This window comes from Limisphaera sp. VF-2 (genome assembly GCF_049537125.1).
GTDB lineage: Bacteria > Verrucomicrobiota > Verrucomicrobiia > Limisphaerales > Limisphaeraceae > Limisphaera.
Window position 1 is genome coordinate 669,325 of record NZ_JBMVQY010000002.1, and the last position, 21,866, is coordinate 691,190.

The window sequence follows — 21,866 nt, forward strand, 5'->3', positions numbered from 1 at the left end:
CCATGCAGCCCGGCAGCCTCCAGAGCGAAAGCTGGCATCGACTCGCCGATCAACGGCTCGCCCTGCGACCCGATGTTCGCGTCCGGCGCCAGTACTTCCGCGGTGAACTCTGGCACGTGCTGGAAGACCCGCTGACGAACCAGTTCTTCCGCCTCCCCGCGGCGGCCTATCAGTTTGTGGCGCGCCTGCGACCCGATCGCACCGTGCAGCAGGCCTGGGAGGAATGCGTCCGCGCCCAGCCCGAGCGCGCCCCCAGCCAGGAAGAGGCCGTCCGCTTGCTGGCCCAACTGCACCAGGCCAATCTGCTCCAAACCGATCAGCCACCCGACAGCGCCCGGTTGTTCGAACGCATGCGCCAACGCCGGCAACGCGTCTGGCAGACCCGCCTGCTCAGCATCATGTTTGCCCGGATCCCCCTGCTGGATCCGGATCGGTTCCTGCAGCGGGCTCTTCCCTGGGTGCGGTGGTGTTTCGGCCCGGCGGGGCTGGGGCTGTGGTGCCTGACCGTCGGCTGGGCCATCAAGGTGGCCCTGGACAACGCCCCGGAGTTGGCCCGCCAGACCGATCGCATCCTGGCCCCGGACAACCTGCTGCTGTTGTACCTGGGCTTTGCCCTGCTGAAGACCGCGCACGAATTCGGCCACGCCTTCCTGTGCCGACACTTCGGTGGCGAAGTCCACACCATGGGCATCATGTTCATGATCTTCACTCCGGTGCCGTACGTGGATGCCACTTCTGCCTGGCGCTTCCGGAGTCGGGCCCAGCGCTTGTGGGTGGGGGCCGCCGGCATGTTGGTGGAGCTGTTCATCGCAGCCCTCATGACCTTCCTGTGGGCCAACACCGCCCCCGGCACGTTGCACAGTCTGGCCTTCAACATGATGTTCGTGGCCTCCGTCTCCACCGTGCTGTTCAACGCCAACCCCCTGATGCGGTTCGACGGGTACTATCTGCTTTCGGATCTGCTGGACATTCCGAACCTCTACACGCGCGCGAATCAGCAACTGGGCTGGCTGGTGGAACGCTACGGATTCGGCCGCCGCAACGCCGAAAGCCCCGCCCGCTCGCGTCGGGAAGCGGTGTGGCTGACCCTGTACGGCCTTTGCGGGCACGTCTATCGGCTCGTGGTCTTCGCGGGGATCCTGTTGTTCGTGGGGAAGCGATTCCTCTTGTTGGGCGTGATCATGGCCACGGTTTGCTTCGTCGGATGGGTCGTTGTGCCCGCCGTCAAAGCGCTGCATTACTTGATTGCGAGCCCGCGGCTCGAACGGTGCCGGGCCCGCGCCTGGGCCGTGACCGGCGCCACCGTGGCCGGGGTCGGCCTTTTCCTGGGCGTCGTGCCGTTCCCCAACCATTTTCGCGCCCCCGGGATCGCGCGGGCCAGCCACTATTCCATGGTGACCAGCGAAACCGCCGGCTGGCTCACCGCCGTGCTCGCACCGCCCGGCCAATCCGTTCAGGCGGGTCAACCGTTGCTCCGGTTCGAGAATCCCGAGCTGGATCTCGAATATCGTCTGGTGGAGGCCCAATTGGAAGAAACCCGGGCCCTCGAACGCCGCGCCCTTCATCTTCAGACCGCGGATCTTCGTCCCCTGGCGGCGCGACGGGCCGCTCTGGAGCAGCGCCTGGCCCGACTGGGGGCCGAACGTGCCGCGTTGACCGTGCGCGCCGCTCACACCGGGATCTGGGTCGCCCCGGAAGTCGAGCAGTCGCTCGGCCGCTGGCTGCCCAGGGGCACGGTCCTGGGCATGTTGCTCGACCCGGAGGAGTTCTGTTTCGAAGCGGTGGTCAACCAGCGCGAAGCCGCCCGGCTCTTTGCAGATCCGCTCCAACGCCCCGAGGTCCGTTTGCGCGGTCAGGCCGCTCAAACATTGAGCGTGACCCGTCAACGGATTGTCCCCGCCGACCAACAACGATTGCCCTCTCCGGCCCTGGGCTGGCGCGGTGGCGGCGAGGTCCCGGTCGCACTGGAAGACCCGGAAGGTCGGCGCGCCGCTGAACCCTTCTTTTTGGTGCGCGCCTTCCTGGCGGCTCCCTCCTCCGTGGCGCTGCTCCACGGACGGTCCGGGCAGATCCGTTACACTCTGCCGCCCGAGCCACTGCTGCACCAGTGGGCACGTCGGCTCCATCAACTGTTGCAACGCGAGTACGGGTGGTGAACGTCTCCATCAGCCAAACGTTTGCCTGGGAACCTGTCCCGCCGCCCCGCGTGCTGGCCGGCCTGGACGCGCGGGTGGACGCAATCGTGGGCTGGTGCCGGCGCCACGCCGGTCCGGCGCGACGCCTGCGCGCAGAAGCCGAGCTGGTGGACCGTTTGGCACCCCGATTCTCTCACTGTTCGGACTCAGCCCTGCGGGCCCAATTGCTCGAGTTTCGCGATGCATTTCGGCGACCGAATCGCGTGGAACCCGCCCTGCTCCATCAGGCGCTGGCCGCGATCCGCGAAGCGGCCGCCCGCACGATCGGTTTGCAACCTTTCCCCGAGCAGCTCATGGGTGCCCTGGCGTTGCACCGCGGGTTCCTGGCCGAAATGGCAACCGGGGAGGGCAAAACCCTCACCGCCGGGCTTGCCGCTGTGCTGGCGGGTTGGACCCGGCGGCCCTGCCATGTCATCACCGTCAATGATTACCTCGCAGAACGCGACGCAGCGTGGATGCGCCCCTTGTTCGAGTTCTGCGGGGTTACGGTCGGTTGCGTCCTCTCCACCATGGCGGCCACGGACCGGCGGCAGGCCTACGCCCGGGACGTGACCTACACCACCAGCAAGGAGGTGGTGGCCGATTTTCTGCGGGATCGCCTGCTCTGGGGCCGGCTTCACACCCCGGCCCGCCGGTGGCTTCATGCACTGTTGTTGCCCTCCCAGGTGCCGACGGGTTGCGTCCAGCGCGGCCTCCACACGGCCATCGTGGATGAAGCCGACAGCGTCCTCATCGATGAAGCCGTCACCCCCTTGATCATCTCCGGCACCGGACCGCCCGCGGAAGACGAGGCGGTGTACCGGCGCGCGTGGCAACTTGCCGCCGCCCTCCTACCCGGCCACGACTACCTCGTCCGTCCGCGCCATCGCGAGGTCGAGCTTCTCCCCCCGGCCCTGGCCCGGTTGGAAGAGGCACTCGACAATCTTCCGCCCCTCTGGCGCAGTCCGGCCCGGCGTCGTCAACTGCTGCAGCAGGCCCTCGTGGCCCGCGAGTTCTTCCATCGCGACCGCCAGTACGTCGTCCAGGACGGGAAGATCGTCATCGTGGACGAATTCACCGGCCGGCTGATGCCTCTGCGCCGCTGGCGGGATGGCCTCCACCAACTCATCGAGGCCAAGGAAGGACTCCCGGTCACTCCTCCCGACCACACCCTGGCCCGGCTGAGTTTCCAGCGCTTTTATCGCCTTTACCGCCACCTTTCCGGCATGACCGGTACCGCGCGGGAGGCCGCTGCCGAGCTGTGGCACATTTATCGGCTGGCGGTCGTGGTCATCCCCACCCACCGTCCCTGCATTCGCCAACACTGGCCCGATCGTGTGTTTCCCGACGCCGCCAGCAAGTGGGCGGCGGTCGTGGAAGAAATCGAGCGGCTCCATCGCACCGGCCGGCCCGTCCTGGTCGGGACGCGCAGCGTGGCGGCCAGCGAAGACCTGGCACGACGCCTTTCCGAACGCGGGCTGCCCTTCAGCCTCCTCCATGCCACCCGCCACCGCGAAGAAGCCCGCATTGTGGCAGAGGCCGGTCACCGCGGCAAAATCACGATTGCAACCAACATGGCCGGTCGCGGGACGGACATCAAACTGGGCCCCGGCGTCGCCGCGCTGGGCGGACTCCACGTCATCGCCACCGAGCGACATGAGAGTCCGCGGATCGACCGGCAGCTTTACGGCCGCGCCGCCCGCCAGGGGGATCCCGGCAGCGCCCAGACCTTCCTGAGCCTCGAAGACGAGTTGTTCGTGCGGTTCCTGCCCGAACCCCTGCGCCACGCGCTGGCCCGTTACATCCGGGTCCATGGGCCCGGAGCCCAGACCGTCGCGGCCGCTGCTTGCGTGCTGGCCCAGTCCCGCGCCGCACGGTTGGCCCGACGCCAACGTCAAGCCGTACTCCGCTACGACACCTGGCTGGACGAATCCCTCGCCTTCACCCCGCCCCACCGCACCTGAAACCATCCTGGGTTCCGGAGGTTCGCGTGCGGTCGTCCCGCTCCGTCCGTTCGAGGAACTTCTTTGCGCGCTCCGTCACAATCCGGGCCGGCCCTTGGGAGAAGATCCGCGGGTTGCGCCCTGGCAGGGCGTCGTCGGGTTGGGGGCAAGGGAGTGTCCGGACCGTTGCGCGGGCGCGCGGATGGGGTGCGCCCTCGGCGCACATACGGGCCCGTGCGAGCCGGTGGACCGCGGGGGGCCGCGATTGCCTTGGCACCCGATCCTCAGGATCCCGCGTGAAGCGCCCTGTCCCCTCGGCCTCCGCCTGCCGAGGACTCCCGACATTTGGCCGGGCTTTCGAGGTACCCAAACGGAATGCGGCGCATGCCCGATTTTTTCCAAAAACCCCCTTGCGCTTCCAGGGCCGCGTGATAAACTTTGTGCTCCGTTTCGCCCCGAAAGGCGGGGATCAAACGGACAGCATTGTGTTGGCGGGCCGACAACCGAGTCCCCTTCGGGCCGGGATTGAGGGTCCGCAGCTCCAGGAATTGCTGACAACAAATTGGGTTTTTATGCCAGTAAAAACGTTTCGGCCGCTGACGCCGTCGCTGCGGTTCATGACGGTCGCGGACTTCAGTGACATCACGAAGACGCGACCGGAGAAGGACCTGGTTGTCACGCGCAAAAAGACCGGTGGCCGCAACATGTACGGCCGCATCACCGCGCGCGGCATCGGCGGCGGTCACAAGCAGAAGATCCGCCTGGTTGATTTCAAGCGGGACAAGCACGGGGTCGAGGCGACCGTGATCGCCATCGAGTACGACCCGTGTCGTTCGGCCCGGCTGGCACTCTTGCAGTACCAGGACGGGGAGAAACGGTACATCATTGCCCCGAACGGCTTGAAAGTGGGCAGCAAGGTGGTCAGCGGGCCCACGGCCCCGCCGGAGGTGGGGAATGCACTGCCGTTGAAGGCCATCCCGGTGGGGTTGCCCATCCACAACATCGAGTTGGTGCCGGGCAAGGGCGCCCAGCTGGTTCGGAGTGCCGGCAGCGCCGCCACTTTGATGTCACGCGACGGTGGCTACGCCCAAATCCGGTTGCCGTCCGGAGAAATCCGTCTCATCAACGAAAACTGCTATGCCACCATCGGTCAGGTGGGCAACCTTGACCACAACAACGTGGTCTTGGGGAAAGCCGGGCGCAGCCGCCATTTGGGGATCCGCCCCATCACCCGTGGAGTGGCCCGGAACCCGGTGGATCACCCCAACGGTGGCGGTGCCGGCAAAGCCAAGTCGGGCGGGGGCTGGCACCAACTGACGTCGCCCTGGGGCCTGTTGGCCAAGGGCGGTCGGACACGCGACAGACACAAACCCTCCAACCGCTTCATCCTGGTCCGCCGCAACGGACTGCCGATGAAGAAGAAATAACCAGCCATGGGTCGTTCGCTCAAAAAAGGTCCCTTCGTCGACCTGCATTTGCTGGAGAAAATCCAGAAGGCTCGCGCCACGGGCTCGAGGGCTCCCATCCGCACGTGGTCGCGTCGGTCGGTCATCACGCCGGACTTTGTGGGTCTGACCTTCAACGTGCACAACGGGAAGACCTTCCAGCCCGTGTTTGTCACCGAGAACATGGTGGGCCACCGGCTGGGGGAGTTTGCGCCCACGCGAACGTTCCGCAAACACGGCGCCCACACTGCCAAAGCGGAGAAGTGATATGGAGGTTTACGCCGTTACACGCAACGTGCCGATGTCGGCCCAGAAAATGCGCGAGGTGGTGCGGCAAATCCAGGGGCTGCCCGCCCTCCAGGCGCAGGCCCTGTTGTCCTTCATCCCGCGCAAAGGGGCCCGGTACGCCGCGCAAACCCTCAAGTCGGCCCTGGCCAACGCCGAGGAACTGGCGCGACAGGGCAAATTCGAACGGGTCCGCCCCGAGCAGTGGCGGATCCGGCTCGCCGTCGCAGAGACCGGCGTCACCTACAAGCGGTTCATCCCCAAGGCGCGCGGCGCCGCCGGTCCCATCCGCAAACGCCATTGCCACGTCCGCATCGTGCTGAGTACCGACTGAACCGATCTTTGCCTGTATGGGTCAGAAAACCAATCCCATTGGCCTGCGGGTCACCGTCAACAAGGACTGGCGGTCCCAGTGGTTCGCCAGCAAAAAGGACTTCGCCAAGCTGGTGGCGGAGGATTTTGCCATCCGTCAGTATCTGAAGAAGAAGCTGGAATCTGCGTCCGTGTCCCGGATCCTCATTGAGCGGGCCGCCAACCGCTGCCGCGTCACCATTCGGACCGCCCGCCCGGGCGTGGTCATCGGGCGCAAGGGCGCCGAAATCGACCGGATCAAGGAGGAACTGAGCCGGATGACCGGCAAGGAGATCTACATCCACATCGACGACAATTTCAAACCGGAGGTGGAGGCCCAGCTCATCGCCGAGAACGTCGCCCTGCAGCTGGAACGACGGGTCTCGTTCCGCCGCGCCATGAAGAAGGCGATTCAGGCCGCGCGCGACTGCCGCGACGTCAAAATCGAAGGCATCAAGATTCGCTGTGCCGGCCGGTTGGGGGGAGCCGAACTGGCCCGCGTCGAACAGTATCACTGGGGGCGGGTGCCCCTGCACACCCTGCGGGCGAACATTGACTACGGGTTTGCCGAAGCCAACACCGTCTATGGTCGGATCGGCGTCAAGTGCTGGGTCTGTCACGGCGAGAACACGGGCCCGAATCAGCGCGGCCGGACCGTACCCGGCGCCACCGGTTCCGCCACCCCGGCCAGGTCCAACCCTTGAATTGGAGGAATTGAGCCATGCCGTTGATGCCCGAAAGGGTCAAGTACCGGAAGATGCACCGGGGCAGCCGCGCCGGCATTGCCTGGCGGGGCAACACGGTGGCCTTTGGCGAATACGGCCTGCAGGCCCTGGAACGCTGCTGGCTCGACACCAAGCAGATCGAGGCCGCCCGTGTGGCCATCAGCCGCCACATGAAACGCCACGGCAAGCTCTGGATCCGCGTCTTCCCGCAAAAGTCCTACACCAAAAAGCCGTTGGAAACGCGCATGGGCAAGGGCAAGGGCCCCGTCGAATCCTGGGTGGCCGTGGTTCGGCCCGCCCAAATCTTGTTCGAGCTGGATGGCGTGCCCGAGGCCACGGCGCGCGAAGCGCTGCGCCTGGCCGCCAGCAAGCTGCCCATCGCCACCCGGTTCATTTCGCGCCACGCCCACGGCTGAGCCTGCTGCCGACGCCTATGAAAAGGGACGAACGCCGCAAAATCCAGGAAATGACCCTGCCGGAGCTGCAGGCCAAACTGCGCGACCTGCGCCAGGAGCTTTTCAATTTGCGTTTGCAGAAGGCCAGTGCCCAGCTGGAGAAGCCCGACCGCCTGCGCATGCTGCGGCGGCACATTGCCCGGCTGGAAACCCGAGTGACCCAGTTGCGACGCCAAGCGGCTTGAACACCGAACCTATGGCAGAGACTCCAACAACCCCTTCGGTCCAGCGGGGACACCGCAAGGAACGGGTCGGGGAAGTCATCGCCGCCCGGATGGCCAAGACCATCACGGTGCGGGTCGAGCGGCGCTTCGCCCACCCCCGGTTCCGCAAGGTGGTCAAGGCTTACAAAAAGTATTACGTCCACGACGAAAAGGGAGAGGCCCGCGTCGGCGACCGTGTTCGCATCGTCGAGACGCGGCCCATCTCCAAGACCAAACGCTGGCGGCTGGTCGAGATCCTCGAACGCGCCGCCGCCTGAGGAACAAGTCGTATGCTGCAGGTACGTTCCCATTTGGAGGTGGCCGACAACACCGGGGCCAAGATTGCCTGGGCCATCGGCGTGCTGGGCCGCAACCAGCGGTACGCCCGCGTCGGTGACGTCATCAAGGTGCACATCAAGGCCGCGGCCCCGGACGGCCAGGTCAAGAAGGGTGACGTCTGCAACGCCGTGGTGGTGCGCACCCGCCACCCCATCCGGCGCAGCGACGGCTCCTACTTGCGGTTTGACAGCAACGCCGTCGTGCTCATCGACAAGGAAAACAACCCGCGCGGCACGCGCATCTTCGGTCCGGTGGCCCGCGAGCTGCGGGACAAAAAATTCATGAAGATCATCTCGCTGGCGCCGGAAGTCATCTAGAGGTCTTATGGGCGGATTGCACGTCAAACGCGGCGACGAGGTGGTCGTCATCGCCGGAGCCCACAAGGGCAAACGGGGCCGGATCATCCGCGTGGATCCCCAACGCCAACGCGTCTTCGTCGAGGGCGTGAACCTGATCAAACGACACATGCGCAAAAGCCGTCAGTACCCTCAAGGGGGCATCATCGAGCGGGAAGGCCCCATCCACGTCTCCAACGTGATGCGGGTGGACGTCTACGAGGCGCGCCGGGCCCGCAAGGCCGCGCCCGCCGCCTCTTGAACCCATTGGAGGCGCCCCCCAGGGAGGCGCAGCCCCACCGATGAAACCCAGACTCTATCAGAAATACATCGAGGAAGTCGTCCCGGCCCTGAAGGAAAAATACGGGTACACCAACCCGCACCAGGTGCCGCGGTTGGTCAAGATCGTCGTCAACATGGGTGTCAGTGCCGAACTCGAAAAAACCGCCGTGGACGACGCGGCCAGGGACCTGGCACTCATCACCGGCCGGAAACCCGCCATCAACCGTGCCCGCCACAGCGTGGCCAACTTCAAACTCCGCAAAGGCCAGCCCATCGGCTGTCGCGTCACCCTCCGGCGGGAGGTCATGTACGAGTTCCTCGACCGCCTCGTGGCGGCCGCCCTGCCGCGCATCCGCGACTTCCGCGGCCTCTCCCCGCGCAGTTTCGACGGCCGCGGCAATTACACCTTCGGCATCTCCGACCAGACGATTTTCCCGGAAATCGACCTGGACAAAATCAAACGGCACCAGGGCATGGACATCACCTTCGTCACCTCGGCCAGGACGGACGCCGAGGCCTACGACTTGTTGCGTCTGTTGGGCGTGCCGTTTGCCGCCCGCTAAACGGTTGGACTCCTATGGCCAAAAAAGCATGGATTGAACGGAACAAGCGCAAGATGGCGACCGTGCAAAAGTACGCCGCCCTCCGCGCCGAGCTGAAGGCCAAGCGCGACTACGTCGGCCTGGCCAAGCTGCCGCGGGATGCCAGTCCCGTGCGCGTGGTCAACCGCTGTTCCATCACCGGCCGTCGTCGCGGCTACATCCGCAAATTCGGCCTCTCCCGTCTCACGTTCCGGGAAGCCGCCCTCAACGGGCTGATCCCCGGCGTCATCAAGGCCAGCTGGTAAGCCTATGGATCCCATTGCCGACATGCTCACCCGCATTCGCAACGGGGCACGCGCGCTGCATCCCGTGGTCGAGGTGCCCTGGTCGCGCCTCAAGCAGAACATCGCCGACGTCTTGCGCCGGGAGGGATTCCTGGCCGATTGGACCGTGGTGGGCGACAAGGTCAAGACCCTGCGGTTGCACCTCAAGTACCGCGGCAAACGTTGCGTCATCGAAGGCTTGCGTCGCGTCAGCAAGCCCGGCCTGCGTTGCTATGTGGGCGCCCGTGAAATCCCCAAGGTCCGGGGCGGCCTCGGCATCGCCATCCTTTCCACCTCCGAAGGCGTCATGACCGGTTACGAGGCCCGACGGAAGAACCTCGGAGGCGAACTCCTGTGCTACGTCTGGTAGCCCATTGCCCTATGTCCCGCATCGGTAAACAACCCGTTCCCGTTCCGCCCCAGGTCAAGGTGCAAATCCAGGGGCGAACCCTGGTCGCCGAGGGCCCCAAGGGGAAACTCACCCTGGAATTGCCGCCGTTGACGGCCGCCCGCCTGGACGGCAACCAAATCCGGGTCGAACGTCAGGGCGACACCAAGCAGGCCAGGGCCATGCACGGTCTGGGGCGTGCCCTGGTCAACAACGTCGTCCGCGGCGTGGCCGAAGGTTACACCAAGCGCCTGGAAATCCACGGCGTCGGCTTCAAGGCGTCCGTTCAGGGCAACGTGCTGACCCTCAACCTCGGCTTTTCCCACCCGGTCGTCTATACCGTGCCCGACCAGGTCAAGGTCACGGTGGAGGAGAACACCAAGATTGTCGTGGAGGGCCCGGACAAGCAAAAGGTCGGTCAGGTCGCGGCCCAGATCCGCAGCTTTTATCCGCCCGAACCCTACAAGGGCAAGGGCATCCGTTACGAGGGCGAACACATCATTCGCAAGGAGGGCAAGACCGTCCAGTAACCCGGCGGTTCCCTGCGTTCACGGCCATACCGTGACCATCCCATGAGAGTCGAGATCAAACACGAACGAGCCCAGAAACGGCGTTGGCGCGTGCGAAAAAAAATCTTCGGCACCGCCGAACGCCCGCGCATGAGCGTTTGTTTCACGAACAAGAACATTTACGTTCAGTTCATCGACGACACCCGCGGGGTGACTCTCGCGGCCGTGTCCACGCTCAGCCGCTCCATCCCCGACCGGGATCAGCTGAGCGCCAATGTGCGAAGTGCCCGCATCATCGGTCGCCTGGCCGCCGAAGCCGCCCTGGCCAAGGGCATCAAGAAGGTCGTCTTCGACCGCGGCCCGGCAAGGTACCACTGGTCCATGGGCAAGGATGGGCAGCCCGTCTATGGCAAGGTGGCCGCCCTGGCCATGGCTGCTCGTGAAGCCGGTCTCGAGTTTTAACCCAACGGAGGATTCCCGTGGCTGACATCGAACCCCAACTGCGCGACGAAATCGTCTCCGGCGCGGAGGAAGTCCGCGAGGAAGCACGCCCCGGCCGCGGGGCCCGCCGCGCCATCGCCGAGGCTCCCGCTCTTACCTTTACCACCAGCGACCAGCCCGAGCTGATGGAGAAGGTCATCTTCATCAACCGCTCGGCCAAGGTGGTCAAGGGCGGACGACGCTTCTCCTTCAGTGCCCTGGTGGTGGCCGGCGACCGGAAGGGCCGCGTCGGCCTCGGCATGGGCAAGGCGGGTGAAGTCGCCGATGCCATCCGCCGGGGCGGCGAGATTGCCAAGGCCAATATGGTGCCGGTGGCGTTGCTCGGTCCCACCATCCCGCACGAAGTGGTGTGCCGGTTCGACGGCGCCCAGGTGTTGCTGCGACCCGCCTCCCAGGGCACCGGAGTCATCGCCGGGCGCACCGTCCGTGCCGTGCTCGAGGCCGCCGGCGTCCGGGATGTTCTGAGCAAATCCCTCGGCTCCAAAAACCCGGTCAATGTGGCCAAGGCCACCCTGAAGGCCCTCCTCCAGTTGCGGCTGCCCGAAGAAGTCTTTCAGGAGCGCGGCTTGAACCGAAAACGCAAAACCACGGACACCCCGTCCGAAACCGCGGCCTCCTCGGCTTCACCATCTGCTTGACGCATATGCGACTACACGATTTGAAACCCCGGCCGGGCGCCAAGCACCGACGCAAACGCCTCGGTGTCGGCGAGTCCAGCGGCCACGGCAAAACCAGCGGGCGCGGCGGCAAAGGTCAGACCGCACGCTCCGGTTCTTCCATCCGACCGGGCTTCGAAGGCGGCCAGATGCCCCTCATCCGCCGCCTCCCCAAACGTGGCTTCAACCACAGCCGGTTCGCCACCCGCTACATCCCGGTCAACGTCGAAGCCCTGAACCGGTTCGAGGATGACACGGTGGTGGACGAGGCCCTGCTGCGGAAAACCGGGTTGGCCAACGGCCGGGCCGACGGCATCAAGATATTGGCGCGCGGGGAGTTGACGCGCCGCCTGATCGTCCGGGCCCACGCCTTCAGTGCCGCCGCCCGCGCCCAAATCGAGGCCAGGGGCGGTCGCTGCGAAGTGGTCCCGCTCCGAGGCGCTTCTACCGCTGCCAACGCCTGAGCCGAGCTGCCCCGTATGCTCGCCGGAATCGCCCAGACCTTCACCAACTGCTTCCGGATCCCGGAGCTGCGCTCCCGCATCTTCTTCACCTTATTGCTGTTGGCGGTGTGCCGGCTGGCGGCCTACATCCATTGCCCGGGCCTGGACGGCAATGCGCTGGCCGAGTTCTTCCGTCAGCAGGCGGCGCGCGATCCCAGCGGCGGTGTGCTGGGCCTCTACAGCCTCTTTACCGGCGGCGCCCTCGAAAACTGCGCCATCGGCGCGCTGGGCATCATGCCCTACATCAGCGCCACCATCATCATCCAGTTGATGACCGCGGTCGTCCCGCAGCTCAGCAAGCTGGCGCGGGAAGAGGGAGGGCGAACGAAACTCATCCAGTACGGCCGCTACCTGACCGTCCTGCTCTGCCTCGGCCAGGGGTTCGTCATGGCTCTGGGTTGGGAACATCCGGAGAAGATCTTCGGCGAAGGCATCGGCCGGCTCGTGCTCTACGACGACACGCCGTTGCAAATCTGGTGGTACCGCATTCAAACCACGCTGATCCTCACGACCGGGACCATGCTCCTGGTGTGGTTGGGCGAGCAAATCACCGACCGCGGCATCGGAAACGGCGTCTCGCTGGTCATCACGATTGGCATCCTGGCGCGCATGCCGGCGGCCTTGATTTCCGTCAAGGACATGTTCTTCCCCGGTCCGGGCCTGGAGGCGCAATACAACATCGGCCATGGCGTGGCCCTGCTGGTTCTCTTGGCCGCGGTCGTCGCCGGCATCATCGCTGTCACGCAGGCCCAGCGGAAAATCCCTGTCCAGTACGCCCAGCGCGCCATCGGCCGCAAGGTCTATGCCGGGGGAACCTCCTTCCTTCCGCTGCGCGTGAACTATTCGGGAGTCATGCCCATCATTTTCGCCCAGGCCATTCTGATGTTTCCGGAGCAGATCTTTGCCCGACTCGGCTCGGTGTACGATGTCAAGCTGTTTCGGGACCTGGCCATCAGCCTGCGCTGGGATGGCAACCTCCACATCATCCTGTACGCCCTGATGATCCTGTTTTTCTCCTATTTCTGGGTGGCCACCCAGTTCAACGAGCTTCAAATCGCCGATGATCTGAAGAAGAACGGCGGCTACATCCCGGGCGTTCGGCCGGGGGCGGCCACCAGCGAGTACCTGCACAACGCCATGCACCGGATCACCCTGGCGGGTGCGGTGTTCCTGGTGGTGATCGCCATCATCCCCGTGATGTTGAGCCGGGAAATGAAGATCCCGTATCAGGTCTCGACCTTTTTTGGCGGGACCAGCCTGCTCATTACCGTGGGGGTGATGTTGGATACCATGCGGCAGGTGGAGACCCACTTGCTCATGCGCCACTATGATGGTTTTTTGAAGAAGGGCCGCATCCGCGGACGGTTTTAACCGACCGCGGGCCGTCGCCGGGCGCGACCGCGCTACAAGAGGTGGCCTCCGGGCGGCCATGCAGCCATGATCATTCTCAAGACAGAACGCGACCTGGAAGCCATGCGACCCGCCTGCCGGGTGGCCGGGCGGGTGCTGCGGGAAACGGCAGCGTTCATTCGTCCGGGCATCACGACCCGCGAGGTGGACGAGTTTGCCGCCGAGCGGATTCGCCATTACGGTGCCCGCAGCGCGTTCCTGGGCTACCGGAAATACCCGTGCAACATTTGCATCTCCGTCAATGAAGAGGTGGTGCACGGGCTGGCCGGTCCCCGCCGGCTCCAGTTCGGTGACATTGTCAGCCTGGACGTCGGGGTGTATTACCGGGGGTTTGTGGGCGACACGGCCATGACGGTGCCGGTCGGCGGTTGCAGCGCCGAGGCCCAGCGCCTCCTGGACGTCACCCGTCAGGCCCTCTGGGAGGGCATCGCGCAAGCCGTCCCCGGGAACCGGGTCGTGGATATCTCCCGTGCCATTCAGCAGTATGTGGAACGGCACGGATTCAGCGTGGTCCGGGAGTTCGTCGGCCACGGCGTGGGGCGTTCGGTGCACGAACAGCCGGAGGTGCCCAACTTCGTGGACGGCAAACCATCCCCGCGGCTCCGCCCCGGCATGACCCTGGCGATCGAACCCATGGTCAATGCCGGGTCGCCGGAAATCCGGGTCCTCAGTGACGGCTGGACAGCCGTCACGAAAGATGGTTCACTGTCGGCTCACTTCGAGCACACCGTGCTCATTACCGAGGGTGCGCCCGAAGTGTTGACATGCCCGGACGAGGACAATGGACTGTGGACGCCGAGGTGATTGCGTGCCTCGCCCCCGGGGTATACCGGGCGCGCTTGGCCAACGGACACGAACTGGTCGCCTTCGTGCGGGGACGCGCCCGAATGAACGCGCCGGCCTGGCAGCCGGGCGACCATGTGCAGGTCGTGCTTTCCGCGTATGACCTGTCGTCCGGGCAGATCGTTTGGAATCAGGAATCGAAGGCTTTATGAAAGTCAGAGCATCGGTCAAACGACTGTGCGAGCACTGCAAGATTGTGCGTCGCAAGGGCGTGATCCGCGTGATTTGTACCAACCCGCGCCACAAGCAGCGTCAGGGTTGAGCCGGTTCACCAGCATCTGATCACCCGCAAGCCCCTGTTACCATGCCACGCATCATCGGAGTCGAAATCCCGGGCAACAAACCCGTCGAAATCGCGCTGCGCTACATCTACGGCATTGGCCCGACCCTGGCCAAGGAGATCTGTCAGCGCGCCCAAATCGATCCCCACATCCGGGCCAAGGATCTGACCGAACAACAGCTTTCGCAGATCGTCCATGCCATTCAGGAGGGCAAGTACGTCATCGAAGGCGATCTGCGCCGGGAGATCGGCCTGAACCTCAAGCGGCTTCAGGCCATCAAGTGCTATCGCGGTATCCGGCACATGCGCGGATTGCCCGTGCGCGGACAGCGCACCCAGACGAATGCCCGCACCCGGAAAGGTCCGCGCAAGACCGTCGGCGTCCAGCGCAATCCTCACGCCAAGAAAGGCATCCACTAAGCCACCGGAATTCTCACCATGGCAGAAGCCACTCCAGCGACTCCTGCTCCCGAACCTCAACCGGCCGGCAGTGCCGCTCCCAAGGCGGACAAGCCGGCCAAGCCCAAGGCCGCCAAGGCCCCCAAGGAGACGAAGGCCAAGGCCGACTCCGCCAAGACTGCGGACGGGGGCGCGGCCCCGGCTGCCACCGCCGATGCCGGCGCGCCGGCCGCGGCCACAGCTCCCACGGCCGCCGAGCTGCTGGCCGATGAAATGGCCGGCAAGAAGATCATCAAGGCCAAGGGCGCCAAGAACATCACCAGCGGCATCGCCAACATCCTGGCCACCTTCAACAACACCATCGTGACCATCACCGACATGCAGGGGAACGTGATCGGTTGGTCCAGCGCCGGACGTGTGGGCTTCAAGGGCTCGCGGAAGAGCACGGCCTACGCCGCCCAGCTGGTGGCCCAGGACGCAGCCCGCCGGGCCATGGCCCATGGCATGCGCGAAGTCGAAGTCCGGGTCAAGGGTCCCGGATCGGGCCGCGAAGCCGCCATCCGCGCCCTTCAGGCCATCGGTTTGGAAATCACCGTCATCAAGGACGTTACCCCCGTGCCCCACAACGGATGTCGGCCGCGCAAGAAACGCCGTGTCTAACCTGCGCCTGAACCTTTTCTCTCGCTGACCTATGGCTCGCTATACCGGCCCACGCGTTCGCATCAGTCGCCGATTCGGCATCCCGATCTTCGGCGATTCCAAATACCTCGAGCGTCGCAATTATCCGCCCGGTGTCCACGGACCCAAGGCGCGTCGCAAACTCACCGACTACGCCCTGGGTCTGATGGAGAAGCAGAAGCTCCGCTATTATTACGGCCTCCAGGAACGTCAGTTCCGCCGGGTCTATGAACAGGCGTTGCGCCGCCGGGGCGTCACGGGCGAAACCATGCTCCAGATCCTCGAAATGCGGCTGGACAACGTGGTCTATCGGCTGGGCTTTGCCCCCACGCGCCCGGCCGCCCGGCAGATGGTCACCCACGGCCATATCCGCGTCAACGGCCGCAAGGTCAACATCCCCTCCTATGCCGTGAAGGTCAACGACGTCATCGAGCCAAAAGACTCCGACGTATCCCGCCAGCTGGTCAGCCGCGGCCTGGAGAACTCCACCGGTCGCCCGGTCCCCGACTGGCTCTCGGTCAACCGGGACGCGCTCCGCGGCGTGGTCATGCGCGTGCCCACCCGCGACGAGATCCAGCCCATTGCCAACGAGCAGGCGGTTGTGGAATTTTACTCCCGCTAAACCCGAACCCGGCTCCGCGGGTGCGGAGCCATGCAATTATACGGGCCCGACCCTGCGCGGGAGCGGGGTCGTGGTCAGGTTAAAATTGCAGAAAGGAAACAGACACCATGCCGGTCCGACTGGGACGATTCGAAATGCCGAAGCGGTTGGTCAAGGACGAGGCCACCGCCACGGCCACGTACGCCAAATTCACCGCCGAACCCTTCGAAACCGGGTACGGCCATACTCTGGGGAACTCCTTGCGCCGCGTGCTGCTCTCCTCCCTCGAGGGCGCGGCCATCACCTCCGTTAAAATCGACGGCGCTTTGCACGAATTCTCCACCATCGATGGCGTCATCGAGGACGTCACCGACATCGTACTCAACCTCAAAAAAATCAAATTCAAGGCCCATACCCGTGACCCGCAGACCCTCCTGCTCTCCGTTCACAAGGAGGGCCCCGTGGTCGCCGGAGACATCCAGCTCAACCAGAACGTCGAGCTGGTGAATCCCGAACAACACATCTGCACGCTGGCCAAAAAGAAGAAATTCGAGATGGAGCTGGAAGTAAAGGTGGGGCGCGGATTCTGCCCCGGCGACGAAAACAAAAAGCCCGGCCAGCCCATCGGCGTCATCGCCATCGACTCCATCTTCTCCCCCGTCACCCGCGTCCGCTACACGGTCGAGGCCGCCCGCGTCGGGCAAAAGACCGATTACGACCGGCTGATTCTCGAAATCTGGACCGACGGCCGCATCTCCCCGGACGATGCCCTCGTCCAGGCTTCGGCCATCCTCCAGCGGCACCTCGACGTCTTCGTGGGCTACGACAAGAATGCCGTCCAATTCGAGGAGACCACCGAGAAACAGGACGAGGAACGCCAGCGGCTCAAGAAACTGCTCAACATGAGCGTCAACGAAATCGAGCTGAGCGTTCGCGCCGCCAACTGCCTCAACAACGCCAACATCACCACCGTGGGGCAGCTGGCCATGAAAACCGAGCAGGAGATGCTCAAATACCGCAACTTCGGGAAAAAATCTCTCAACGAAATCAAGGAAAAACTCGCCGCTCTGGGCCTCACCCTGGGCATGACCTTCGACCCCAGCCTGCTGGAGCCGCCGAAGGATGAATCGAAGAAGTCCCTGGCCACCTGAGCGGCCGCGGCCCGCCACTTTCCCGGCTTATGCGACACCGTAAACGCACGGCCAAACTCGGTCGGACCTCCGAGCATCGGAATCGAATGCTCGCCAGCCTGGTCTGCAGTCTCATTCGGCACAACCGCATCGTGACCACCCTGGCCAAGGCCAAAGCCGCCCGTTCGGTGGCTGAAAAACTGGTGACCCTTTGCAAGAAGGGCACCCTGCACGCACGACGCCTGGCCAGCGCGCGACTCTACCAGGACGAGGAAGCCTGCCGCATCCTCTTCAAACAGATCGCTCCGCACTTCAAATCCCGCCCCGGCGGCTATACCCGCATCATCAAGCTGGGACAACGCCGCGGCGACGCCGCGCAGCAGGCCATCCTCGAATGGGTCGAACTGCCCCAGGCACCGGCTCCGACCGAGGGCCAGACTCAGGGAGCCCAACAAGCGGCGCCGGCCGAAGCCGCGGCCAAGACTTGAGCCGCGGCCGTCACCGGCCCTTCTTCGAGAACCGCTTCGCAACCGCCCGCTCACGCTCGGCAGCGTGCCGCGGGCGGCCTGTTTTACACCAAGGCCGGCCCGGGCTCACTGCCTCGTCTTTTCCTTCGCACGCCGCTCCTCGCAGGGAACCCACCGAGTGGACGAGGTTGAGGGGGACCCGGGCCAAAGTTGGGTTCCTCGATGGTTCCGAGCTGGGCCGATTCGCAGCGGGCGTTCCCGTCTCGTGCCCTGGTTGGGTCACTCGGGTCCTGAAGGAGCGCCGGGTACAGGCCCGCCCTGCTCCGGAAAACCCGTGGGCCGACGACACCACCGGTCCTTGCCGGAAGTGCCGAGGCCGCAGCTCAGGGAGTGGTCGGCGACGTCCGAACGACACCAAAGCGCGAAGGCGCCGGGTGCCCGACAAATCCGGTGACACCCGGCCCGCCAGCCGGCTCCCCGGATCATGGCTCTGGACGGCGGGAAATGGCCGGCATTGCTCCTGACCGCTTCGCCGGGGGATTACGGTGTGGAATCTGGATTTTGCGCTCTCCGCCCGCGGCCTGGATGCTGACCCGGAGGGCAGGACGTACCCGACTTCTCCCAATGCGCGGTTGGAACGGCCTTGACCTTGCGAGCGAAGACGAGAATAAAGGTCGTGATGAAGCCCAGAAGGCAGGTGAATGTTGTCCTGCCGGCATTTCAAATGGGGTCGCGAGGTGCATCCGGATGGAACGCGCCCCCTGCGCAAATGGTACAGGCTACAAAGTTACGACTTATGCGACGGAGATCGGGCTCCCCCGTTTGGCGGCCGCAGCAGGAATGCAGGGGTCCCCGCCGCCAGGGTGAGGGCGTCGGCCGCGCGTCCAACCTCGTGGCCATGCCTGCGTTTCATTGCCGGCGGTGTGTATTTGATTCTGAAGCATTCCGTGACCATGGCGCGGAAAGTTGAGAGCCGGCGCGGCCGGGTTACCCCGATGGCCGCAGTCCAGGTCTTGGACCATGCCGGTTGGCCGGTCCTGACGGTGATTGCAAGTCGATGCGCCTGACAAAAACCTCGCGGGTTGCCGCTTCGGTCCTCCCGGCGTGTGGGGTCGGGCTGGGCGGGGTTTATCTCGCCATCAGGGTGTTTCCTTCCTACAGCTGGGCGCTGTTTGTTGGCACTCCGTTTCTGGTTTCGTTCGTGGCCGCTTTGCTCCATGGCTGGACCGGCCCGACCACATGGCGCGCGGCCTATGGGATTGCCCTGTTATCCATTCTGTTGTTGGGTGCCCTGATCGTTTGTTTTGCCCTGGATGGGCTCATTTGCGTTCTCATGGCGCTCCCGATGGCCGTGCTCGTCGCATTCCCGGGTTCCGCCGTCGGATACCTGGTGGGAAAGCGCCTCGGCAGGGGGACGGCCTGTGCGGCCGCGGTCCTCGTGATGGGCGCAGCCCCCGGCCTCGTTGCCTTTGAGAGTCACCGGCCTGCGACGCCGCGCCTGCATGAAGTGACCACCCGGGTGGAAGTGCGGGCCCCGATTCAGTCCGTTTGGGATGAGGTCATTGCGTTTGACAAGATTGATGAGCCGCCAAAAGGATGGTTCCGGCTGGGGATTGCATATCCCGTGGAGGCGAGGATTGAAGGAGACGGCCCCGGTGCGCTGCGATATTGCGTTTTTTCCACCGGGGCCTTCCTGGAGCGCATCACCCGGTGGGAGGCTCCGGTCGCTTTGGAATTCGACGTGATCTCGAATCCACCTCCGCTCCAGGAACTTTCGCCCTGGGGCAGGATCGAAGCGCCCCATGCTGCCGGGGCTTTCAGCGCTGAACGGGGAGTGTTCCGGCTCTGCGAGGCGAATGGCGAAACAGTTCTCGAGGGCACCACATGGTACAGGCAGAACATGTCCCCGGGGCTGTACTGGCGAAACATTTCGGACCTTGTGATCCACGCGATCCATCGCCGGGTCCTCGAGCAGATCAAAAAACGCGCGGAGGAGAAATACGGGCGACACGAGCAGTAACAGAGGCTCGATGGAGACCGGGGACCTGAGATTCGTGCCCGACCCCGCGTTTCGGCCGGAACATGGGGGAGCTGACTGGAGCGACCACGTTGCGGTGCGCAGATACCTCTGAGGTTTGGACCCGGGGGAGACCTTGGAGGGCCGGGTGACGTGGGCCGGCTGCTGTGAGTGCGGGTGGCCGGTGCTCCGCCATTGGGTACGCATTCTGTGACCTGCGGCGGCAAAGGCAATGTCCGGCAGCTGGGTGCTGCGGCCGCCGGCACCGAGACCTCCTCCTGGGAATACGGCCCTTTGGGCAAGCTTCTGCGGCAGACTTACTCCGCTGCTCCGGCACATCCGAGTCAGCGGGGGCCAAGGAGCCCGGCTTGACGCACCGGGCGCTACCACCCACGATGCGGTCATGCACAAGACCCTGTGGGTATGGTTCAGTTGCCTGCCGTTGGTCACAGGCCGAACTGCCGAATTCACTCTCCACACTTTCGAGAAGCGGGTTTTGACCCGAGAGTTCTGGGCCGAGGGGGCTCACGCAGCCGATTTCAATCGAGACGGCCACGTGGATGTGGTGTGCGGCCCGTACTGGTATGCGGGGCCGGACTTTGCAACGAGGTTAGCCTTCGCGCCGGCGACGAACCAGTTCACACGTCTGCGTCCGGACGGCTCCACGGAGACGGTGCCCGGATTCGAAGGCGCCCTGGGAACCCAAAATGCTTACGCGGATGTGTTCCTGACCTTTACCTGGGACCTGAACGGCGATGGCTGGCCGGATGTGTTGCACATGCCGCACCCCGGTTTGGAAGCGTGGTGGTATGAAAACCCCGGGCGGGCCGATCGTCCCTGGCGCCGTTACCTCGCCTACGACAATGTCGAGGGCGAGTCTCCGGGATTTGCCGACATCACAGGTGACGGTCGGCCCGAGATCGTCTGTTTTTCGCGGGGATTCCTGGGGTACGTGGAAGTCAATTGGCAGCAACCGACCCAGACCTGGCGCTTCGTTCCCATAAGTCCCAAGGGCGAGTGGGGTCGGTACACCCACGGTCTGGGGTGCGGAGATATCAATGGGGACGGGCGCATGGATCTGGTGGAAAAGGATGGCTGGTGGGAACAACCCGGCTCCCTGGAGGGCCGGCCGGTGTGGCGTCGGCATCCGGCCACTTTTGGCCGGGGCGGGGCGCAGATGTTGGTATTCGACGTCAACGGGGATGGCTGGAACGACGTGGTGACCTCGCTGCATGCGCACGAGTACGGGCTGGCCTGGTTCGAACAAGTGCGCGTGGAGGGTCGGATCGAGTGGCGCGAACACCGGATCACGGGAGAACAGCCCGCGGACAATCCGTACGGAGTGAAGTTTTCCCAGGCACACGCGTTGGCTGCCGTGGACATGGACCGGGACGGGCTCATGGACTTTGTCACCGGCAAACGGTTCTGGGCGCACGGACCCACGGGGGATCCGGAACCGAACGCCCCCGCGGTGCTTTACTGGTTCCGCCTGGTTCGGCCCGCGGGGGGCAAGCCGTATTTCGAACCGCACTTGATCGATGCCGACTCCGGCGTGGGCACGCAGGTGACGGTCACCGACCTCAACGGCGATGGCCTTGCAGACATCGTGGTGGGCAACAAAAAAGGCGCCTTTGTGTTTTGGCATCGTGTGCGAACGGTGTCCGAATCGGAGTGGCGTGCTGCCCAGCCACAGCCGTTGAAGCGGTCGGCTGAATCGCGCTAGGCCGCTGCGGGATTTGTGCGGCTGGGAGGGAAAGGGGCGGCGCGGGGGGAGAGCTTGCGCCGCTCGCGTTCGCCCTCCGGCCCCAGAGCGCCCAAGAAGCGCCGGATCCCCATTGGCCGGGTTTCGCGCCGGGGTCGTCGCAAGCCCGGCTTTCTTGCTCCACGACCAGCCTTGGCTTCGGAACGCGAGAGGACGAGCCCTGTCGATTTCAGGGCCCCGCCCGAGGTGGTGCGAACGAGTCAGGGCGATTCCGGAACGATGGCAGCCGGCGACGGCGCGGCTGCGGGCGCTGCGACGGAGCTGTATCCAGTCTTCCTTGAACGTCGGCGTGCTTGCCGGGGCTTGGTAATCCCGGCGGC

The 21,866-nt window shown here is 64.9% G+C and carries 29 protein-coding genes; all 29 read left to right on the forward strand.

Annotated features, from left to right (window positions below; all coding sequences use genetic code 11):
* Positions 1-2 precede the first annotated feature (2 nt).
* The gene (locus tag ACPDIT_RS09950; RefSeq protein ID WP_423443051.1) at positions 3-2,156 is read left to right on the forward strand and encodes a hypothetical protein; all 2,154 of its coding nucleotides are present in this window, start codon (positions 3-5) and stop codon (positions 2,154-2,156) included.
* Positions 2,153-4,138, forward strand: a complete 1,986-nt coding sequence (locus ACPDIT_RS09955) for a prepilin peptidase (protein ID WP_423443052.1) — start codon at positions 2,153-2,155, stop codon at positions 4,136-4,138. Before ACPDIT_RS09950 ends, ACPDIT_RS09955 begins: the two co-directional genes overlap by 4 nt.
* A 551-nt stretch (positions 4,139-4,689) precedes the next feature.
* The gene (rplB, locus tag ACPDIT_RS09960) at positions 4,690-5,544 is read left to right on the forward strand and encodes a 50S ribosomal protein L2 (RefSeq protein ID WP_423443053.1); all 855 of its coding nucleotides are present in this window, start codon (positions 4,690-4,692) and stop codon (positions 5,542-5,544) included.
* A 6-nt stretch (positions 5,545-5,550) separates the two neighbouring features.
* Positions 5,551-5,829 (forward strand): 30S ribosomal protein S19, encoded by a 279-nt coding sequence (gene rpsS, locus ACPDIT_RS09965; protein WP_423443055.1) that lies wholly within the window; start codon positions 5,551-5,553, stop codon positions 5,827-5,829.
* 1 nt (position 5,830) lies between these two features.
* Positions 5,831-6,181, forward strand: a complete 351-nt coding sequence (locus tag ACPDIT_RS09970) for a large ribosomal subunit protein uL22 (protein ID WP_423443056.1) — start codon at positions 5,831-5,833, stop codon at positions 6,179-6,181.
* 16 nt (positions 6,182-6,197) lie between these two features.
* The gene (rpsC, locus tag ACPDIT_RS09975; protein ID WP_423443058.1) at positions 6,198-6,902 is read left to right on the forward strand and encodes a 30S ribosomal protein S3; all 705 of its coding nucleotides are present in this window, start codon (positions 6,198-6,200) and stop codon (positions 6,900-6,902) included.
* A gap of 17 nt (positions 6,903-6,919) precedes the next feature.
* The gene (gene rplP / locus ACPDIT_RS09980; RefSeq protein WP_423443060.1) at positions 6,920-7,339 is read left to right on the forward strand and encodes a 50S ribosomal protein L16; all 420 of its coding nucleotides are present in this window, start codon (positions 6,920-6,922) and stop codon (positions 7,337-7,339) included.
* 17 nt (positions 7,340-7,356) lie between these two features.
* The gene (gene rpmC, locus ACPDIT_RS09985) at positions 7,357-7,563 is read left to right on the forward strand and encodes a 50S ribosomal protein L29 (RefSeq protein ID WP_423443061.1); all 207 of its coding nucleotides are present in this window, start codon (positions 7,357-7,359) and stop codon (positions 7,561-7,563) included.
* An 11-nt stretch (positions 7,564-7,574) separates the two neighbouring features.
* Complete coding sequence (gene rpsQ / locus ACPDIT_RS09990) at positions 7,575-7,859, forward strand: 30S ribosomal protein S17 (protein ID WP_423443063.1); 285 nt, start codon at positions 7,575-7,577, stop codon at positions 7,857-7,859.
* A gap of 12 nt (positions 7,860-7,871) precedes the next feature.
* Positions 7,872-8,237, forward strand: a complete 366-nt coding sequence (gene rplN, locus ACPDIT_RS09995) for a 50S ribosomal protein L14 (RefSeq protein ID WP_423443065.1) — start codon at positions 7,872-7,874, stop codon at positions 8,235-8,237.
* 7 nt (positions 8,238-8,244) lie between these two features.
* Positions 8,245-8,517, forward strand: coding sequence for a 50S ribosomal protein L24 (rplX, locus tag ACPDIT_RS10000; RefSeq protein WP_423443067.1), 273 nt, complete (start codon positions 8,245-8,247; stop codon positions 8,515-8,517).
* A 40-nt stretch (positions 8,518-8,557) separates the two neighbouring features.
* The gene (gene rplE / locus ACPDIT_RS10005; protein WP_423443068.1) at positions 8,558-9,100 is read left to right on the forward strand and encodes a 50S ribosomal protein L5; all 543 of its coding nucleotides are present in this window, start codon (positions 8,558-8,560) and stop codon (positions 9,098-9,100) included.
* A 14-nt stretch (positions 9,101-9,114) separates the two neighbouring features.
* Entirely contained in the window at positions 9,115-9,384 is a 270-nt protein-coding gene (gene rpsN / locus ACPDIT_RS10010; protein WP_423443070.1) for a 30S ribosomal protein S14, read from the forward strand.
* A gap of 4 nt (positions 9,385-9,388) precedes the next feature.
* A complete protein-coding gene (gene rpsH, locus ACPDIT_RS10015) occupies positions 9,389-9,772 on the forward strand; it encodes a 30S ribosomal protein S8 (RefSeq protein ID WP_423443072.1) in 384 nt (127 codons plus the stop codon).
* An 11-nt stretch (positions 9,773-9,783) separates the two neighbouring features.
* Positions 9,784-10,320, forward strand: coding sequence for a 50S ribosomal protein L6 (gene rplF / locus ACPDIT_RS10020; protein WP_423443074.1), 537 nt, complete (start codon positions 9,784-9,786; stop codon positions 10,318-10,320).
* 42 nt (positions 10,321-10,362) lie between these two features.
* The gene (gene rplR, locus ACPDIT_RS10025; protein ID WP_423443076.1) at positions 10,363-10,761 is read left to right on the forward strand and encodes a 50S ribosomal protein L18; all 399 of its coding nucleotides are present in this window, start codon (positions 10,363-10,365) and stop codon (positions 10,759-10,761) included.
* A 17-nt stretch (positions 10,762-10,778) separates the two neighbouring features.
* The gene (gene rpsE / locus ACPDIT_RS10030; RefSeq protein WP_423443078.1) at positions 10,779-11,438 is read left to right on the forward strand and encodes a 30S ribosomal protein S5; all 660 of its coding nucleotides are present in this window, start codon (positions 10,779-10,781) and stop codon (positions 11,436-11,438) included.
* Positions 11,439-11,443: 5 nt separating this feature from the next.
* Positions 11,444-11,920, forward strand: coding sequence for a 50S ribosomal protein L15 (gene rplO / locus ACPDIT_RS10035; RefSeq protein WP_423443080.1), 477 nt, complete (start codon positions 11,444-11,446; stop codon positions 11,918-11,920).
* Positions 11,921-11,935: 15 nt separating this feature from the next.
* A complete protein-coding gene (gene secY, locus ACPDIT_RS10040) occupies positions 11,936-13,330 on the forward strand; it encodes a preprotein translocase subunit SecY (RefSeq protein WP_423443082.1) in 1,395 nt (464 codons plus the stop codon).
* A 66-nt stretch (positions 13,331-13,396) separates the two neighbouring features.
* Positions 13,397-14,173: a type I methionyl aminopeptidase gene (gene map / locus ACPDIT_RS10045; RefSeq protein WP_423443084.1), complete on the forward strand. Its 777-nt coding sequence runs from the start codon at positions 13,397-13,399 to the stop codon at positions 14,171-14,173.
* Positions 14,158-14,364 (forward strand): translation initiation factor IF-1, encoded by a 207-nt coding sequence (locus ACPDIT_RS10050; protein WP_423443085.1) that lies wholly within the window; start codon positions 14,158-14,160, stop codon positions 14,362-14,364. Before map ends, ACPDIT_RS10050 begins: the two co-directional genes overlap by 16 nt.
* Positions 14,361-14,474 (forward strand): 50S ribosomal protein L36, encoded by a 114-nt coding sequence (gene rpmJ / locus ACPDIT_RS10055; protein ID WP_423443087.1) that lies wholly within the window; start codon positions 14,361-14,363, stop codon positions 14,472-14,474. Before ACPDIT_RS10050 ends, rpmJ begins: the two co-directional genes overlap by 4 nt.
* A gap of 42 nt (positions 14,475-14,516) precedes the next feature.
* Positions 14,517-14,912, forward strand: coding sequence for a 30S ribosomal protein S13 (rpsM, locus tag ACPDIT_RS10060; protein ID WP_423443089.1), 396 nt, complete (start codon positions 14,517-14,519; stop codon positions 14,910-14,912).
* 18 nt (positions 14,913-14,930) lie between these two features.
* The gene (gene rpsK, locus ACPDIT_RS10065) at positions 14,931-15,551 is read left to right on the forward strand and encodes a 30S ribosomal protein S11 (RefSeq protein ID WP_423443091.1); all 621 of its coding nucleotides are present in this window, start codon (positions 14,931-14,933) and stop codon (positions 15,549-15,551) included.
* Between the two features lie 31 nt (positions 15,552-15,582).
* Positions 15,583-16,191 (forward strand): 30S ribosomal protein S4, encoded by a 609-nt coding sequence (rpsD, locus tag ACPDIT_RS10070; RefSeq protein ID WP_423443093.1) that lies wholly within the window; start codon positions 15,583-15,585, stop codon positions 16,189-16,191.
* Positions 16,192-16,298: 107 nt separating this feature from the next.
* The gene (locus ACPDIT_RS10075) at positions 16,299-17,321 is read left to right on the forward strand and encodes a DNA-directed RNA polymerase subunit alpha (RefSeq protein ID WP_423443095.1); all 1,023 of its coding nucleotides are present in this window, start codon (positions 16,299-16,301) and stop codon (positions 17,319-17,321) included.
* A 29-nt stretch (positions 17,322-17,350) separates the two neighbouring features.
* Positions 17,351-17,788 carry a 50S ribosomal protein L17 gene (gene rplQ, locus ACPDIT_RS10080; RefSeq protein ID WP_423443097.1) on the forward strand — a complete coding sequence of 146 codons (438 nt, stop codon included), beginning with the start codon at positions 17,351-17,353 and terminating at the stop codon, positions 17,786-17,788.
* A 1,036-nt stretch (positions 17,789-18,824) separates the two neighbouring features.
* Positions 18,825-19,787 (forward strand): hypothetical protein, encoded by a 963-nt coding sequence (locus ACPDIT_RS10085; protein ID WP_423443098.1) that lies wholly within the window; start codon positions 18,825-18,827, stop codon positions 19,785-19,787.
* Positions 19,788-20,187: 400 nt separating this feature from the next.
* Positions 20,188-21,507, forward strand: a complete 1,320-nt coding sequence (locus ACPDIT_RS10090; protein WP_423443100.1) for an FG-GAP and VCBS repeat-containing protein — start codon at positions 20,188-20,190, stop codon at positions 21,505-21,507.
* The last annotated feature ends 359 nt before the right edge of the window (positions 21,508-21,866 follow it).

Coding starts and splice junctions, on each gene's coding strand:
- ACPDIT_RS09950 (WP_423443051.1), top strand. CDS start 3: ATGCAGCCCGGCAGCCTCCAGAGCGAAAGCTGGCATCGACTCGCCGAT.
- rplB (WP_423443053.1), top strand. CDS start 4,690: ATGCCAGTAAAAACGTTTCGGCCGCTGACGCCGTCGCTGCGGTTCATG.
- rpsS (WP_423443055.1), top strand. CDS start 5,551: ATGGGTCGTTCGCTCAAAAAAGGTCCCTTCGTCGACCTGCATTTGCTG.
- ACPDIT_RS09970 (WP_423443056.1), top strand. CDS start 5,831: ATGGAGGTTTACGCCGTTACACGCAACGTGCCGATGTCGGCCCAGAAA.
- rpsC (WP_423443058.1), top strand. CDS start 6,198: ATGGGTCAGAAAACCAATCCCATTGGCCTGCGGGTCACCGTCAACAAG.
- rplP (WP_423443060.1), top strand. CDS start 6,920: ATGCCGTTGATGCCCGAAAGGGTCAAGTACCGGAAGATGCACCGGGGC.
- rpmC (WP_423443061.1), top strand. CDS start 7,357: ATGAAAAGGGACGAACGCCGCAAAATCCAGGAAATGACCCTGCCGGAG.
- rpsQ (WP_423443063.1), top strand. CDS start 7,575: ATGGCAGAGACTCCAACAACCCCTTCGGTCCAGCGGGGACACCGCAAG.
- rplN (WP_423443065.1), top strand. CDS start 7,872: ATGCTGCAGGTACGTTCCCATTTGGAGGTGGCCGACAACACCGGGGCC.
- rplX (WP_423443067.1), top strand. CDS start 8,245: ATGGGCGGATTGCACGTCAAACGCGGCGACGAGGTGGTCGTCATCGCC.
- rplE (WP_423443068.1), top strand. CDS start 8,558: ATGAAACCCAGACTCTATCAGAAATACATCGAGGAAGTCGTCCCGGCC.
- rpsN (WP_423443070.1), top strand. CDS start 9,115: ATGGCCAAAAAAGCATGGATTGAACGGAACAAGCGCAAGATGGCGACC.
- rpsH (WP_423443072.1), top strand. CDS start 9,389: ATGGATCCCATTGCCGACATGCTCACCCGCATTCGCAACGGGGCACGC.
- rplF (WP_423443074.1), top strand. CDS start 9,784: ATGTCCCGCATCGGTAAACAACCCGTTCCCGTTCCGCCCCAGGTCAAG.
- rplR (WP_423443076.1), top strand. CDS start 10,363: ATGAGAGTCGAGATCAAACACGAACGAGCCCAGAAACGGCGTTGGCGC.
- rplO (WP_423443080.1), top strand. CDS start 11,444: ATGCGACTACACGATTTGAAACCCCGGCCGGGCGCCAAGCACCGACGC.
- secY (WP_423443082.1), top strand. CDS start 11,936: ATGCTCGCCGGAATCGCCCAGACCTTCACCAACTGCTTCCGGATCCCG.
- map (WP_423443084.1), top strand. CDS start 13,397: ATGATCATTCTCAAGACAGAACGCGACCTGGAAGCCATGCGACCCGCC.
- rpmJ (WP_423443087.1), top strand. CDS start 14,361: ATGAAAGTCAGAGCATCGGTCAAACGACTGTGCGAGCACTGCAAGATT.
- rpsM (WP_423443089.1), top strand. CDS start 14,517: ATGCCACGCATCATCGGAGTCGAAATCCCGGGCAACAAACCCGTCGAA.
- rpsK (WP_423443091.1), top strand. CDS start 14,931: ATGGCAGAAGCCACTCCAGCGACTCCTGCTCCCGAACCTCAACCGGCC.
- rpsD (WP_423443093.1), top strand. CDS start 15,583: ATGGCTCGCTATACCGGCCCACGCGTTCGCATCAGTCGCCGATTCGGC.
- ACPDIT_RS10075 (WP_423443095.1), top strand. CDS start 16,299: ATGCCGGTCCGACTGGGACGATTCGAAATGCCGAAGCGGTTGGTCAAG.
- rplQ (WP_423443097.1), top strand. CDS start 17,351: ATGCGACACCGTAAACGCACGGCCAAACTCGGTCGGACCTCCGAGCAT.
- ACPDIT_RS10085 (WP_423443098.1), top strand. CDS start 18,825: ATGCGCCTGACAAAAACCTCGCGGGTTGCCGCTTCGGTCCTCCCGGCG.
- ACPDIT_RS10090 (WP_423443100.1), top strand. CDS start 20,188: ATGCACAAGACCCTGTGGGTATGGTTCAGTTGCCTGCCGTTGGTCACA.